Genomic DNA, 14837 nt, shown 5'->3' on the forward strand with positions numbered 1-14837 from the left:
TAGGTCATCGTCAAGATTGAATCCCGAAACCCCTGTCTGCTAACGCAGACAGGGGTTTTGTCGTTTCAGGGGGTACTGAAAAGCCCGTTGTGGAACATGTCCACAACGGGCTTTTTCACGTCTTACGCAAACAGTTTCAGCACGTTGTTCATCGCATCATCGGCAAAGCCCTGCACGAAATCCTTGAAGCCCGGCAACGCCTCGGCACCGCCCTGTGCCGGTTCAGCGATGATGGTCCAGGTGGCTCGAGACTTGCCCGCACCCAGTGGTTCAACGCTCATCGCAGCCCACAGATTGGCCACGCCCAAGGTGTTGTAGATAGTGGTCCAGGTCATGTGCCGCGCCTGGTCGTTCCGGGAGTTGAGTTGTTCGACCACCAGATTACCGTCCTTGAAGAACTTTTTGCGCAGCGATGACACCCCTTCGCCGGTCATCTCGATGTGCGACAGCGCGGGGATGAAACGATCGAAACCGGCAAAATTGCCGACCACGCTCCACACCTGCGCGGCATCGGCGGGCACGTCCACCGAGGACATCACGTGGCAGCCTTGAGGGTTTTTGATCAGGGTATCGGGTTGCAGAGTGCTCATGGTTTTGCTCCGTTTGGGTTGAGTCAGATGAAGTTGATTTCTTTGAGGTAGTCGCAGCCGCGACGCAGCAGCGCCGGAGACTTTTGCGGGTAGTGCGCGCCCATCAGCCGAACACCGGCCTGGGCGTTGTCGTGACCGATCATCGAGATGTCGCCGATGTCCTCCTCGAAGCCGTTGAGGTAAAAACCCAGCACGCCGAACAGCGCGTTGTCGCTGTCGACCCGGCCCAGTTGCTGTTGCCACTCGGCGACGCTGACCATCGCGAATTCGTGTCCTGCCTCGCGGAAGGACGCCACGTAGTTGTCCCAGCTCAGGGGCTCGGGGTTGTGCAGGTTGAACACCGCCTGTTCCGGCTGATAACGACTGGCGTGGAAGGCGATGAATCGGGCGAGAAAGTCCACTGGCATCAAGTCGAAGTTCAAGACGAATTCCGGCACCTGGCCAAGCTGGATCGAACCCTTGAGCATCAGCATCAGGCGGTTTTTGTGCGGCTGGCACACGCCCGTGAGGCTGTTGAAGCTGATATTGCCGGGGCGGTAGAGATTGACCCGCACCCCAAGCTCCCGTGCCCGTTCGAGGATTCGTTCGCCGACCCATTTGGACAGGTTGTAGCCGTTCTTGATGTAGATCGGTGGAGTCGGGGCGGCCGGCAACTCAAGCACTCGGCCGTCGGTGGATATCGTGCTGGAGGCCGAGAGCGTCGAGACGAAATTGAAGACTTTTTTGCTGCGTCCTTCACACAGGCGCAAGCACTCGAAAATCGGCTCGACGTTGTCCCGCGCCAGCGACTCGTAATCGAGGACGTGATTGACGTTGGCCGCGTTATGCACCAGTGCGCCAAACTCCTGATCCAGCCGCTGGTAAACCTCAGCCGCCAAACCGAGTTCCGGTCGTGTGATGTCTGCCGCGTAAACCCGTACCCGGCTCATATCCAGATGCTCCAGACGGTTCTCTCGCAACGCCTGGGCAAAGCGCTCGTCCGCTGATTGTCCGTTGCCGTCGCGAACCAGGCAGGCGACTTCACTGGCACCCCAGGCCAACAACGCCTCGACGATGTGCACACCGACAAAACTGTTGGCGCCAGTGACGATCACCTTATGCACATCGCCCATGCGGCTGACGGGCAGCGGCTGAACATCCAGTTCGCGGAAGGCATCGCTCATGGCCTGTTCGCTCAGCACTTCTTCGCTGCCGGAGCCGCGTACCAGTGTCGCCAGCTTCGTGAGGGTGGGCAGTTCGATGAAACGGTTGATCGAGATGCTGCGCCCGAACTCCTCGCGCAATCGCAAGAGCATGCGCGACAGCAGAATCGAGTGCCCGCCCAGGTTGAAGAAGCTTTCGTCAGTGGAAATGTCGCTCGTCGGCAGCTCCAGCAACTCGGCCCAGATGTCCAGCAGCAGGGCTTCATCGGCGCTGGCTGGCAAGCGCCGTAGAGGGTTCTCGGTGACGCTCACGGGCAGATCCAGCAGCGCCTTGCGGTCGACCTTGCCATTGCTGGCGTAGGGCATGCTTGTCAGCTCGGTCCATGCAACGGGGTGCATGTAGTCCGGCAGTTGCTGTGTCGCGTGGGCCTTCAACGCTTGGCGAGCGCTGCCGGGCAGGTCTTCCTGAGGTTGGGCGAGGAAGGCCAGAATCCGTCGCTGGCTATCAATGACCACGGCAACCTGGCGGTACAACTGGCTGTCGCGCAAGCAGCGCTCAATCTCTTCCGGCTCGACCCGGAAGCCGCGAATCTTCACCTGATTATCACGCCGACCGCACAGCTCGATCCCTTCAGGCGTCCACTTCGCCATGTCCCCGGTGCGATACACGCGCAGGGTCTGGCCATCAGGCAAGTTCAGGTCCAGATAGCGTTCAGCGGTTTGCTGCGGGTTGTTCAGGTAACCCAGGCACACCCCCGGGCCGGCGATGTACAACTCACCGACGGTCTGCTCGGCCACCGGTTGGAAGTCATCATCGAGAATCAACACCTGGCTGTTGGCGATCGGCGCACCCAGCGAGCGGTTGTTGTCGCCCGCCTGTAGTCGCCGCGCGGTAATCAGCACCGTGGCTTCGGTGGGCCCGTAGAGGTTGTAAAGCTTGCCCTGATGGCTCAGTTGCTCGATGACCCACGGTTCGCAGACATCGCCGCCGGTCATCACATGATCCAGGCACTGCAATTGCTCCAGCGGCAGGATGCTCAACAAGGCCGGCGGTAAAAAGGCATGGCTCAGTTGCCGATGACGAATCAGCTCCACCAGTTGCAGCGGATCGCGGCGTTGGTCTTCGTTGGGCACGACCAGCTCCGCGCCTTGCAACAGGGTCGGAAAGATGTCGATAAGCGATGAGTCGAAACCCAACGAAGAAAACTGCAACACCCGGCTCTGGCAGGTCAACTGCACATAGTCGGCGTACCAATGGGTGAAGTGTGCAAGGTTGGCCTGGCTGAGCAGCACACCCTTGGGATGGCCGGTGGTGCCCGAGGTGTAGAGCGCCATGCATGGCGCATCGAGGTCAGGACGTTGGCGCATCAACGGTTGAGTGAGGTCTGCGTCACGAACGTCGATGCTGCTGATGTCCAGCCCCGGCATCTCTTTAGCCAGGGGATGCTCGCCGTCATGCAGCAACAACACTGCACCGGCATTCGACAGGATGTACTGCTGACGTTGCAGCGGATGGTTCGGCTCCAGCGGCAAGTACACCGCGCCGCTGCCCAGGATCGCCAGGATCCCGGCATACAGCGCGCTGCATTTTGGCAGGCAAATCCCGATGACTACCGGGCCTTGATGTTGATCCAGCAGCGCTGGCAGACGTTGCTGGATGGCGCGGCTGTGGGCGTGCAACTGGCGGTAGTCGAAGGTGTTGCCGGCGATGCTCAAGGCCGGACGGTTAGCGTTCTGGATGCATTGTTGTTCCAGCCTTTCGATCATCGGCGTTTGCGCGAGTTGTTGCAGTCGTGGGTCGGCTGTGGCGTTCAGGCGATGCACGAACGCGAGGTTGTCCAGGAACCGCAGGCTCTCGATGCGCTCGAAGCGGGCAGGTGCCACAGGTTCGGCGAGTCGAAAATAGTCGGCATCCCGCGAGTAGCGGCTGACCAGCAGCGCAACGTGGTCAACCAGTGTTGTCATGGCCTGCGTACGCAATGCCTGGCCGTTACCCGACGGTTCATCGGCGATGGGTACTCGAGTCAGCAGCGTTGAGCCATGGCAGCACAACAAGTCCAGCGATGGCAGGCCTGAGGCCTGCGGCAGGCCAAGACCCCATTGCAATGTCAGTCGTGGCGCCTGAATGGTGAACTGAAGTGGCGTGCCATCGTCGATCAGTAGATCCGCATGTCCCGGCATTTCGCCGGGTGCGGATAACCGCGTCAGTGAGTGACCGTGTTGTTCGAGTTCCAGCGCCAGGTCGGTCAGGGCCTGGCTTTGTCCGGTGAGCAAGATGTCGAGACGTCTCATGATGGGCTCCTCGTCAAACCAGGTAGTCGCTGAGGGCGGTTTGTACGCACGGCGAATCAAGCAGCGAACTGCTGTGGAAAAACCGCACGATGTTGGCCACCAGCGGGTGATGGCGATTGATCGGGAACGCCAGTGCCGATATTTCGCTCTTGAGCGCGTGGCGTGCCACGTCGTTGATCTGCAGCGCGTCGATCAAGCGGAAGTCGAACGATTTCTGAATGTCATTGGTCAGGTAATGGCCAATGAAGATCGGCAGGATCTGCGCAATGCACTGGCGGTCGTCTGCACTTGCGGTATGCCAGTAGATACGTACAAGTCGCGCCCAAAAACCGGAGTGACGCCCCTCGTCCAGCAAGTGATCGGCCATCAGGCCCTTGATCGATTGCTTGACTGTGGCGTCCTTGGCGAAAGCGGCGACATCACCGGTCACAGTGTTTTCGGCGATGGCCACGCAGATCAGTTCTACGGCGCTACGAAGATGCTCCGGTGCGAGCGCCACGGCCGCCGGTATCGCTCGGCTCAGCTCGATCTCATTCGGCAATTCAATGGGGCCGATGCCGGTCATGGCGATGGTCTGTTGCATGAAATCCATCGCCACCAGTGCGTGGTAATCCTCATCCACCACGACAGTCATGGCATCGTAGCGGCAGGCAAACGGGAACTCGACCGTGAAGCGATTCTTGGCGATGCTGCGGGCGGTTTTGTCGACGATCTCGGTTTCGAAAATCACCACATCGTTGATGAATTTGTAGAGCGTCTGCACCAGGGCGAAGTCGCGCTGTTCAGGGCATTCGCGCAGAAAGGTTTCGCTCAGCACCAATGGTTGGCGGCTCAAGGGGTAGATCAGTTTGTCGTCGTTCTCCAGCACGCGGCGCGGGCGGGTGCGGATGGTCGCGCGGCTTTCCCAGGCATCGGCGAAGGATTGGTAGTCGGCGGCGTTCATGCGCTCACCTCCGTGACGGATTCGCTCATGCTCAGGCGCAACCCGTCCCACAAGGCAATACGACTTTCCACGGCAGCGATGGCGCTGGCATACACGTCTTCCTGCCGTTGCGGGTTGCTATCGACCAGCCGCGACAGGAGCTTTTCCGCCGCGGGACCATGGTCCTCGGAGTCGACCTCAATGTGCCGTTCGAGGTAGTAACGGAAGGTCGGCGCCTGCTCGAAGCCGATGCCCCAGTCGTCGAGGATGCGCTGGAACATCTGCGGGATAACGCTCTCGCGACCGTGCAGAAACGCCGCCGCCACACTGTGACTCGGCGCATGCAGCGCTGTATGCAGCGTATGGCGAACGAAATTTGCGGCCGCCGGCCCGACGTTGACGCTCTGCAAGGCCACGTCGTAGCTCACACCTTCTTGCTGCAGAGCCACGAAGCGTTCGATGGCAACGGTGCATGCGCCGACTTCACGCATTGCATCCAGGTACAACTCGAAGTGGCTGTAGTGACCCTGGGCCGGGCGATCATCCGACTCCTCACCCAGCACGATCTCGTTGATCAACCGCGCTGCCTGGGGATCCTGCGGCGGCAACCAGGGCAACTGCACACAGGTCAGTTCCTGTTGCAGGCGTTTGGTCAGCGACATGAAGTCCCATACGGCAAATACGTGGGTTTCCATGAAGTGTCGCAGGGCCGGCAGCGAATGTATTTCAGAGAAGATCGGGTGTTCGCTAAGTTCGGATTTTTTTTGAATCAGACGTTCTTTAGTTGGTTTCATGGATGAGCCTGTAAGTGATTTGAGGTGAGCAGTAATCAAGCACGGAAGTTCGCTTGAAGTTTTCTTGTGGCGAGCGGGTACCTCAAACGAATTGATCTTTGTAAGTGCTATGGATGCCGAGTAGTCGAGGCGTTGCTGTCGCTTGTGGCTGGCAGCGAAGAAAAACTAATACACATATAAAGTGTCAATCAAGTTGTTTTGACATTATTTTAATATTCAACTTTTTGAGGGGTGATAAGTTCCGATAAAACTTTTTATATAAGTTTTATTTTGGCGTAGTTACTCCTTCCGGCCTATTTAGGTCAGAATTAAATAAAGAGTGAATACCTCACTCGAAGTAACTTTTAACGGGCGTCGTAGGGGGTGTCTGAGGGGTGGAAGCAGGTCGCGAGTGATGCCGATCCTTCCGTTCCCGTAATGAGGCTCCTTCCTTCGTTTCTGGGGGTGGGGGCTACGCCATTCGCACGGAGCATCCCCCCGTTTTATGGTGTCCTGGTTACCCAGAGTGGGCGTAAATCGAGGCGGCCGCCATTACTGAGGCATCACGCAATCGTTGCAATGGTCAGGTTTGAAGACGGCGGGGCGTTGGGGGGTGGTATGGCGCCGCGAGGGCCGAGTGGAATGGGCGCAGGGGATTTGTAATCAAATTATTCGCGGAGCACATTCGGCGGAATGTGCGGCAAGCGAGGATGCACCGTTCGGTGTGCTTCCCGGTATGCCGCCACGGGTTACTTCGATTTGTTTCTGGCCTGGGCTTCAGGGCTGTTGAGATAGCGCGTAATGACCTCGACCCCTCGGTTCAGGTGATGCTCAAGCAGTTTCACGGAACGTTCGACGTCCCGGTCTTCGGCGGCCCGCAACAGTGCCTGATGGTCGTCCTGGGACAGTTTGCCCAAGCCCATGGCCTCCAAGTTGAAACGCAGGAAACGCTCTTCTTCATTCAGGCCGTCTTCGACCAGTTTCAACAGCCGGCGATTGGGAGCGCGGCTGTAAAGCGTCATGTGGAACAGGCGATTGAGCCGGCCGATTTTGGAGTAGTCGTTTTCCGTTTCCAGTTCGTCGATGTAACGGGCGGCCTGTTCGAGATCTTCGTCCTGGAGCAGTGGTACCGAGAGGCGCAGGGCTTCGGATTCCAGCAGGATGCGCAGCGCGTAGGTTTCTACGGCGTCGCCCTGGACCAGTGGCGCGACCACGGCGCCCTTATGGGCAACCACGTTGAGCAACGATTGTGCTTCGAGCTGGCGCAATGCCTCGCGTACGGGCATGCGGCTGACGCCGAACAGGTCGGCGAGGTCTTGCTGGCGCAGGGCCGCACCGCAAGGAATGCGCCCGTCGAGAATCGCCGAGCGCAGGGTTTCTTCGATCACCGAGCGTGCCGCGTGTGCGGGAATCGGCCCATTGACCTTGATACTGCTGAGAGGGTTGGGCTTTTGTGTCACTAAACGCACCCATGATTGATGGAAATTTTTGGATCCAAATGACACTAGTGACTGACTGACGGCTTGTCAAACAAGCGAACGAGTGCCTTTCTTGCAGTTTAGCGCGCCGTCAGTGATCTCACCGTGCCATTGTTTTTTTCCGGTCTAACCTTCACCATTCAAACAACTCCCTCCTGCTTACCCTGGATGCTTCGCATTGGCGGCAAGTTTAGCGATCCCCCGGATTTTACGCTGGTTGTGCAGCGCCTTGCTGCTGGCAGGCGTGATGCTGGGCAGCTTGAGTGCCGATTGGGATTTTTCCCTGATCAGCCGGCGGGCGCAGGCATTGTACGGACCTTTGGGAGAAGGTCAGCAACGCATTAATGATTGGCAATACTTATTGGCCAGCCAAAAACAGCTCGGCGAGCTGGAACAACTCAATGTGGTCAATCGCTTCTTCAATAAACAGTTGCGATACGTTGAAGACATCGACCTGTGGCACGAAGTCGACTACTGGGAAACTCCGATCGAAGCACTCTGGAAAGGCGCCGGCGACTGTGAAGACTACGCTATTGCCAAGTACTTCAGCCTGCGTCACCTCGGTGTAGCCAGTGAAAAGTTGCGCATTACCTATGTCAAGGCACTGACTCAGAACCGCGCGCACATGGTGCTGACCTACTACTCAAGCCCGGAGGCCGAGCCCCTGGTGCTCGACAGCCTGATTGATGCAATCAAGCCGGCCAGCCAACGGAAGGATTTGCTGCCGGTCTACTCTTTCAATGCAGAAGGGTTGTGGTTGCCGGGTGCCAAGGGCAACAAAAAGGTCGGCGATACCAAACGCCTTTCGCGTTGGCAGGATGTGTTGAAAAAAATGCAGGCCGAAGGATTCCCGGTCGAGACGAATAACTAGGAGCACGCGCTCAGATGTCTTTGTTCAAACAGCTGTTGATTGCTATCTGTCTGTTCCTGGTGGTCGCTTTCACCGGCAGTTTCATGGTCAGTCTGGAGAGCTCGCGTACTCAGTACGTCAACCAGTTGCGCTCCCATGCCCAGGACGCCGCGACGGCGCTGGCGCTTTCCCTGACACCGAACATCGACGACCCGGCGATGGTCGAGTTGCTGGTCAGCTCGATTTTCGACAGTGGTTACTACGCGAGTATCCGCGTGGTCGATCTGAAGACCGACCAGACCCTGGTTGAGCGCACAGGCATTCCGGCGGTGAACAACGTTCCGGACTGGTTCGTCAGACTGATCGGCCTGGAGCCCGCCGGTGGTGATGCGATCGTCAGCCGTGGCTGGGAGCAGGCTGCCCGGGTCGAGGTGGTCAGCCACCCGATGTTCGCACTGGCCAAGTTGTGGCAAAGCGCTTTGGGCAGCCTGAGCTGGTTGCTGCTATGTGGCGCGGTCAGTGCGGTACTCGGCGCGCTGTTGCTGCGTCAGCAATTGCGACCGCTGGATTACATGGTCAGACAGTCCCACGCCATCGCCCGCCGGGAGTTCCTCAGCCTGCCGGAACTACCGCGCACCCCCGAGCTTCGCCGGGTTGTGCAGGCCATGAACCAGATGGTCGAGAAGCTCAAGGCGCTGTTCCAGGAGCAGGCCGAACGCAGTGAAAAACTACGGGTCGAGTCCTATCAGGATTTGTTGACCGGGCTGGCCAACCGGCGTTATTTCGAGATGCAACTGAATGCGCGGGTGAGCAACCCGGAGCAGGCCAGTTCCGGTTACCTGCTGCTGTTGCGGGTCAAGGATCTGGCCGGTCTCAACCAGCGTCTCGGTGGCCAGCGCACTGATGAAGTGCTCAAGGCTGTCGGTGAGCAACTGTCTCGTGAGTGCGCCAGGTACCCGGAAACCCAGAACCTGGTGACCCGTATCCGCGGCGGCGAATTTGCTGTGTTGGCACCGGGGCTGGTGCGCGAAGAGGCGCTGCAACTGGCACAGAACCTCGACAGTGCCTTGGCCAGTCTTCATGCAACGGGCGCTACCGATGTGCCAGCGGTGGCGTCTATCGGTCTGGCGCCTTTCGCTCATGGCGACTCCCCGCAGTCCGTGCTCAGCCTCGCTGATCAGGCGCTGGCGCAGGCCGAAGGCCAAGGCGAGCAGAACTGGGCTTGTATCGAACACAGCCTTGCGGCCAGTGTCGGCGACGATCACCACGCCTGGCATCGCATGCTCGACCAGGCGCTGACACAGCGGCGTTTCGAGCTGTATTTCCAACCGGTAGTGGCCGCCCAGGACACGCAACTGGTACTGCACTACAAAGTATTGTCGCGACTGCTCGACGAACAGGGCCAGACCATTCCCGCCGGGCGTTTCCTGCCATGGCTGGAGCGCTTCGGCTGGACCGCGCGCCTGGATCGGCTGATGCTCGAACAGGTGTTGGAGCAAATGAGCGGGCATGAGGAGTCGCTGGCGTTGAATCTGTCGTCGGCTACCCTGGCCGACCCGCAGGCGCAAAACAAAATCTTCGAGATACTGCGTGCGCATTCCAGCCTTGGCCCGCGCCTGACTCTGGAGATCGGTGAAGAGCAACTGCCAGACCAGGTGGTGCTGGAGCAATTGACCCGGCGCCTGCGCGAGCTCGGGTTCTCCCTGAGCCTGCAACGCTTTGGTGGGCGCTTCAGCATGATCGGCAACCTGGCACGGCTGGGGCTGGCGTACTTGAAGATCGATGGCAGCTATATTCGGGCCATAGATCTGGAGAGTGACAAACGCCTGTTCATCGAGGCGATCCAGCGAGCGGCGCACAGCATCGATTTGCCGCTGATTGCCGAGCGGGTCGAGACTGAAGGCGAGTTGTCGGTGATTCGCGAAATGGGGCTATACGGTGTGCAGGGCCAGTTGTTCGGCGAGCCCAAGCCCTGGGGTTGATGTGATCGGTCCCACGCAGGGCGTGGGAATGATCGAAGGGGCGCGTCAGATGAGCCCGGCCTCTTCGTCATCGATCAATTGGCTCAAGCCACCCAAGGCCTCACGGGCCTGGTTTCGGTCCATGAGCTTGGCCTGGGCCGCTGTTGGCAGGTCGGTGACGCGGATCACGCCTTTCTGGGTCAACACCTGAATCAAGTCATCGAGTACCCGAATCATTTCCAGGTCACTTTGCTTGAGCTGTTTGAGGCTGTTTTCCACAGCCGCATTGGCAAACCAGGCCTGGATTTCATGATGGTCGGCCGGCAGCGTTTCCGTGGCCTCGGCGTAGGCGGCGGGCTCCACGCGTACCAACAGGCCCTGCGCATCGCGTTGCACGTAAAACATTGAGCATCCCTCAGAATTGAGCCAGCGTCGTGCTGTCAGCAGCATAGGTCAACTGCACGCCAGTATGTGGCGCGGCGACGAAATCGTCACCGGGCAGTGGACGCAAACGTGACGGCCGCCCCATAAGGGACGGCCGTTTTCCTGCATCAGCTGTTGTTGTGATCGACCTTGATGGTCGGGTCGCTACCGGCAATCAGGTTGTGCAGGTTGGCGCTTGACCAGTTGTTGCCTTCCAGTTTGATCGTCACGTCCGGTGTGGCGGCTGCGGCGTTGCCCGAGTTGAACTGGCCAGTCGAGCTGACTTGCAACGACGACACACCATCGACCGTGGTGATCTTCAGGAAGTTATCGATGGTGCTGCCGGTTTCGCCCTGTAACAGATCGCGCAGGTCGATCCGGTCACCTTCGCTGGCCTTGAAGTCCTTGATCACGTCGTTGCCGGTGTCGCCCGCTTTCCAGACGAAGGTATCACCACCGGAACCACCGATCAGGATGTCGTTGCCCTGTCCGCCCATCAGCGTGTCGTTGCCGATGCCGCCGAGCAGGATGTCATTGCCTTTGCCGCCATCGAGGTTGTCGTTGCCGCCCGAGCCGAACAGGATGTCATTGCCCGCGCCACCCAGCAGGGTGTCATTGCCGTCATGGGCACCCGACACATCGAATGCGGTGTAGTGCTCGGTGATGTACTGGTGCACATTGCTGGTGGTGACTTTGCTGACGTCCACGCCCGTTTGCTGCGCCACGAAGGCCTGGATCGCCTGGTAACCCTCGCCGGCAATGCCGTTGAAACTCACCAGGTCGCCGAACAGGATGTCGTTGCCGTCGCCACCGCTGACGGTGTCGTTGCCCGGCATCGTCGCCTCGGTGTGGCCGATGATCGAGTTGGCCAGATCCTTCGGGTCGATGTTGGTTTGTGGCGTTTGATCCGAGTCGTACGGCTTCAGGTCGTTGAGCGTCACATCCTTGTTCAGGCCAATGGCCTCGACACTCGACAGGTTGCTCAGCAATGTAAAGCTGCTGCCGGAGTTGCTGGTGGTGTCCCCGTCGGTGCTGCTGCCGTCGCCGTCACGAGCCGAAAACTCGTAGGTGCCGTCGCCTTGGGCATGCAGATAGCCGAAGTCCTTGGATGACCAGTTATTACCGTTGCCGTTGCCGTTGCCATTGCCGTTCCCATTGTTGCTCTTGGTCCAGACCGTCACGTAGCCCGAGGCAGTAATGTCAATCTGGTGCGTGCTGTCGGGGAACAGGCTGATCGCTTTACCCAACTGATAGTTGCTGGTGGTGATCAGGCTATCGAGTGTTGTGCTGCCATACAGGGTCGGGTTGGTCGACTCGCCGCTCTGGTAGTAAGTCGGTTTGCCGTCGGTAATGAAATACGTGAGGTTCTTCGCCCCGGTGTTGGCCACGGCGTCCGCACTCTGGAACCAGTTGGCCGTGGTTTTGAACACGTCCTCGTAGTTGGTGCCGCCGCCGGACGACATCGAGTCCAGAATCGTCTTCAGCTGTGTCAGCGCATTCGGGTCTTTGAGGTTCACCGACACCGACTTGTTGACCTGGGTGTCGAAGTCCACCAGAAAGATGTTCACCGTACCCGAGTTGCTGCCCAGGCTTTGCTTGAGGGTATTGAACACCGACGTCAGCGAGTCCTTGGCCGAGTTGATCGACGAGGAGCTCATGCTGCCGGAGCTGTCGACCATGAACGCGATGTTGTAGTTGGTGCCTGGCACTACGGTCAGGCCGCCGATGTCGGCGACCATGATGTCATTGCCGTCGGTGCCGGTGATAGTGTCATCGGCCGCGGTGGCGGTGACGGCGTTGTAGACCGTCGGGTACACGGTCACAGGAATCTGCGAAGTGCTGCTGGCCGAACCACCCAGGGCCTCGGTGGAGGTCGAGGTCACGGTCAGGTTGAACTGGCCGTTGAAGTACGCTGGTGGAGTGACGGTCAGAGAGCCGAGGCTCCAGCCCGTCACGTTGGCCTCGCCATTGATCGTGGTGACCGTGAAGGTATGTCCCGCGCCGTCAGTGAGCACCGAGCCGACCGGCATGCCGCTGATTTTCAGGCTCAGGGTTTCCGAGCCGTCGGTGTCGGTCAGCGCGGTGGTGATGGCGGACAATTTCACACTGCTGCCTTCGGCGCCGGTATTGAGTTTGTAACCGTCGTAGTAGCCTTTGCCATTGGTGCCATGCAAGTCGGACACGGTCACACCGGCATTCGCGAGATCCGACACGCCGGTGTAAATCGGTACGCCGGCACTGCTCAGGTCGATCGGCGTGCTGCCATTGACCGACAGGTTGACGTCATAGCTGCCCGGGCCGCTCTGGTTGTGGTGGTAGATGTCCAGGGTGTAGTAGCCGCTGGTCGTCGGGGTGAACGAACCATTAAGGTTGCCGCCCGCGCCCCACGTGATTGCGGCTACGTTCTTGCCGCCGATGGTCACCAACAGGCTGTCATCGCCGGTACCGCTGAAGGTGTAGGTCTTGCCGGCTTCGAGGTAGATCAGGCCGGAGGTTTTCGACGCCGTACCGGCGGTCACGCTACCGTCGGACTGCACGTTGGTCACGGTGCCTTTGGAATTCGCTGTGCCAGCGGCGTCGATCACGTTTTTCAGCGTGGTCGAGTCCGCGCCGCTGCCGCTGGTACCCAGACCCGAAAGACCGGTCCAGACTTCCTTGATCAACCCGGTGGACTTCACGCTGTTGTCGGCAACGCTCAGGGTCGGCGCATCCGCCACCGGGGTGATGTCGATCTTGATCGTGCCGGTATTGCCCTGCACCTGGCCGTCAGTTGGCTGGAACTTGATCTGTGCGTAGTCAGCCTGGTTGTTGCCCAGGCCGGTACCGCCATATCCGTCCACGCCCGACTCGTTGGCATCCGGCGTGAAGCGCAGTTTGCCGGCGTCGATATCCGCCTTGCTGAACGTCTGGTTGGTGGCGACATCTTTCCAGGTCGAGCCGTCCAGGTACTGCAGTTTGCCCTCGCCCGGCAACTGGGTGATTTTTACGCCCAGGCCGGCGGCCGGACTGTCGACGTCGCTGACACCGAAGGTCGACCAGCCGAGGATCAGCGGCGTGTCTTCAGTGCCGGTGACGTTGACCGGTGCGGCGACCGGCGCGTCATTGACCGCCACCACGTTGACCGTGGTGGTCGCGGTGTTGGAGTAGTTGCTGCCATCGGTCACCGTCACGGTGATGATGCGCGGCACGGTACTCGGATCTTCACTGTTGTTGGTGAAGGTGATGTTCTTGATCTGCTGCATGTAGTCGGCCAGCGTCGCGTTGCCCGACAGGGTCAGGGTGACGGTGCCATTGGTGCTGTTGGCATTGATGGTGATGCCGTTGACGCTGTTGCCCAGGTTCAGCGCATCGCCGTCCTGACGGTTGGTCAGCACGATCGTTGCGCCGGTCAGCATGGTGCTGTCCGGGTCGGTGATGCTCAGATCGGTATCGCCGATCGACACGCCAGGACCGGCCGTGTTTTCGGTGAACGTCACCTTGTAATCGGCCCCGGTGGCGCCACTGGAGTTATTGGCGTCGAGGTCCAGCACTGGCGGTGCATCGTTGTCGATGATCGAAGTGCTGACGCTGCCGTTGGACGGGCTGACAGCCAGGTTCTCGAAATTGCCACCGGTGGCCGAGTCGATCTTGACCACGAAGTTTTCGGTGCCTTCGGTGATCTTGTCATCGATGGTCGCGACGTTGAAGTTGGCGCTGCTGGCACCCGCCGGGATCTTCACGGTGTACACACCGGTGAAGTCCGAACCGTCGGCAGCGGTACCGCTGTAGACGATTTTCAACGTCACTTCGGTCTGGGCCGGATGAGTCAGGCTGACGGTATAAGACGCAGTCTGGCCTTCGGTTACCGAGGCGCTGCCGCTGATGCTGACAGTGGTGGTGTCCTTGAAGTCGCTGACGCTGGTCGACACTGGCGTCTTGTCCGTGCCGAGGGCTTCAAGGTTGCCGCCGCTGGCAGTCTTGATTGATTCGGTAACGGTTGGAGCGCCGTTGTAGACGTCGTTGCCTACGGTGATCGGCAGGGTACCGGAGCTCTGGCCGACGGCGATGGTGATGACTTTGCCGCTGTCCAGCGTGACGGTGACCGGGGTGTCATGTGCAGTGACAGGGGCGCCATTCTTGTCGGTGATGGTCGCGGTATACGTGATCGTGCCGTTCTCGCTTACCGATGGGGTTGCAGTCAGGGTCACCGTGGTGGTGTCGTTGACGTCGGTGACCGTGGTGGTGACCGGGGTCTTCACCGGGTTGATCGCTTCGAGGTTGCCGCCGACTGCGTCCTTGATGGACTCGGTGACCGTGGTCGGGCCTTTGTAGACGTCGTTGCCGACCGTCACCGGCAGGGAGCCAGAGCTTTGGCCGACGGCGATGGTAATGACCTTGCCGCTGTCGAGGGTCACGGTGACTGGCGT

8 protein-coding genes and 1 pseudogene are annotated in these 14837 nt (G+C 59.6%); 2 read left to right on the top strand and 7 right to left on the bottom strand.

The genetic code is table 11. The annotated features are described in order from the left end of the window. Window positions 1-122 precede the first annotated feature (122 nt). The 5 genes from PMI28_RS00260 to PMI28_RS00240 all read right to left on the bottom strand — a co-directional run bounded on the left by PMI28_RS00260 (window position 123) and on the right by PMI28_RS00240 (window position 7179). On the bottom strand, window positions 123-590 hold the full coding sequence (locus PMI28_RS00260) for an SRPBCC family protein (RefSeq protein WP_007992910.1): 468 nt from the start codon (window positions 588-590) through the stop codon (window positions 123-125). A 23-nt stretch (window positions 591-613) separates the two neighbouring features. Continuing rightward, window positions 614-4024 carry a non-ribosomal peptide synthetase gene (locus PMI28_RS00255; RefSeq protein WP_007992912.1) on the bottom strand — a complete coding sequence of 1137 codons (3411 nt, stop codon included), beginning with the start codon at window positions 4022-4024 and terminating at the stop codon, window positions 614-616. A 13-nt stretch (window positions 4025-4037) separates the two neighbouring features. After that, window positions 4038-4967: a diiron oxygenase gene (locus PMI28_RS00250; protein WP_007992913.1), complete on the bottom strand. Its 930-nt coding sequence runs from the start codon at window positions 4965-4967 to the stop codon at window positions 4038-4040. Next, on the bottom strand, window positions 4964-5740 hold the full coding sequence (locus PMI28_RS00245; protein ID WP_007992914.1) for a DUF3050 domain-containing protein: 777 nt from the start codon (window positions 5738-5740) through the stop codon (window positions 4964-4966). The genes PMI28_RS00250 and PMI28_RS00245 overlap by 4 nt, the downstream gene beginning before the upstream one ends. 728 nt (window positions 5741-6468) lie before the next feature. Next, window positions 6469-7179, bottom strand: coding sequence for a GntR family transcriptional regulator (locus tag PMI28_RS00240; protein WP_007992915.1), 711 nt, complete (start codon window positions 7177-7179; stop codon window positions 6469-6471). 196 nt (window positions 7180-7375) lie between these two features. Between PMI28_RS00240 and lapG the strand changes: the two genes are divergently transcribed. Continuing rightward, window positions 7376-8068 carry a cysteine protease LapG gene (gene lapG, locus PMI28_RS00235; protein ID WP_007992916.1) on the top strand — a complete coding sequence of 231 codons (693 nt, stop codon included), beginning with the start codon at window positions 7376-7378 and terminating at the stop codon, window positions 8066-8068. 14 nt (window positions 8069-8082) lie between these two features. Next, entirely contained in the window at window positions 8083-10029 is a 1947-nt protein-coding gene (gene lapD, locus PMI28_RS00230; protein WP_007992917.1) for a cyclic di-GMP receptor LapD, read from the top strand. 45 nt (window positions 10030-10074) lie between these two features. Here lapD and PMI28_RS00225 read toward each other — a convergent pair whose 3' ends face one another. Together PMI28_RS00225 and PMI28_RS00220 are read right to left on the bottom strand one after the other, a co-directional pair. Continuing rightward, window positions 10075-10413: a hypothetical protein gene (locus PMI28_RS00225; RefSeq protein ID WP_007992918.1), complete on the bottom strand. Its 339-nt coding sequence runs from the start codon at window positions 10411-10413 to the stop codon at window positions 10075-10077. Between the two features lie 146 nt (window positions 10414-10559). Then, a pseudogene (locus tag PMI28_RS00220) lies at window positions 10560-14837 on the bottom strand (LapA family giant adhesin); the annotation flags it as partial.

The sequence above is a fragment of the Pseudomonas sp. GM48 genome (assembly GCF_000282335.1).
Lineage (GTDB): Bacteria > Pseudomonadota > Gammaproteobacteria > Pseudomonadales > Pseudomonadaceae > Aquipseudomonas.

What these genes read in the sequence shown, in the direction of transcription:
- PMI28_RS00260 (WP_007992910.1), bottom strand. Translation starts at nt 590, where the DNA reads ATGAGCACTCTGCAACCCGATACCCTGATCAAAAACCCTCAAGGCTGC.
- PMI28_RS00250 (WP_007992913.1), bottom strand. Translation starts at nt 4,967, where the DNA reads ATGAACGCCGCCGACTACCAATCCTTCGCCGATGCCTGGGAAAGCCGC.
- PMI28_RS00255 (WP_007992912.1), bottom strand. Translation starts at nt 4,024, where the DNA reads ATGAGACGTCTCGACATCTTGCTCACCGGACAAAGCCAGGCCCTGACC.
- PMI28_RS00225 (WP_007992918.1), bottom strand. Translation starts at nt 10,413, where the DNA reads ATGTTTTACGTGCAACGCGATGCGCAGGGCCTGTTGGTACGCGTGGAG.
- PMI28_RS00245 (WP_007992914.1), bottom strand. Translation starts at nt 5,740, where the DNA reads ATGAAACCAACTAAAGAACGTCTGATTCAAAAAAAATCCGAACTTAGC.
- lapD (WP_007992917.1), top strand. Translation starts at nt 8,083, where the DNA reads ATGTCTTTGTTCAAACAGCTGTTGATTGCTATCTGTCTGTTCCTGGTG.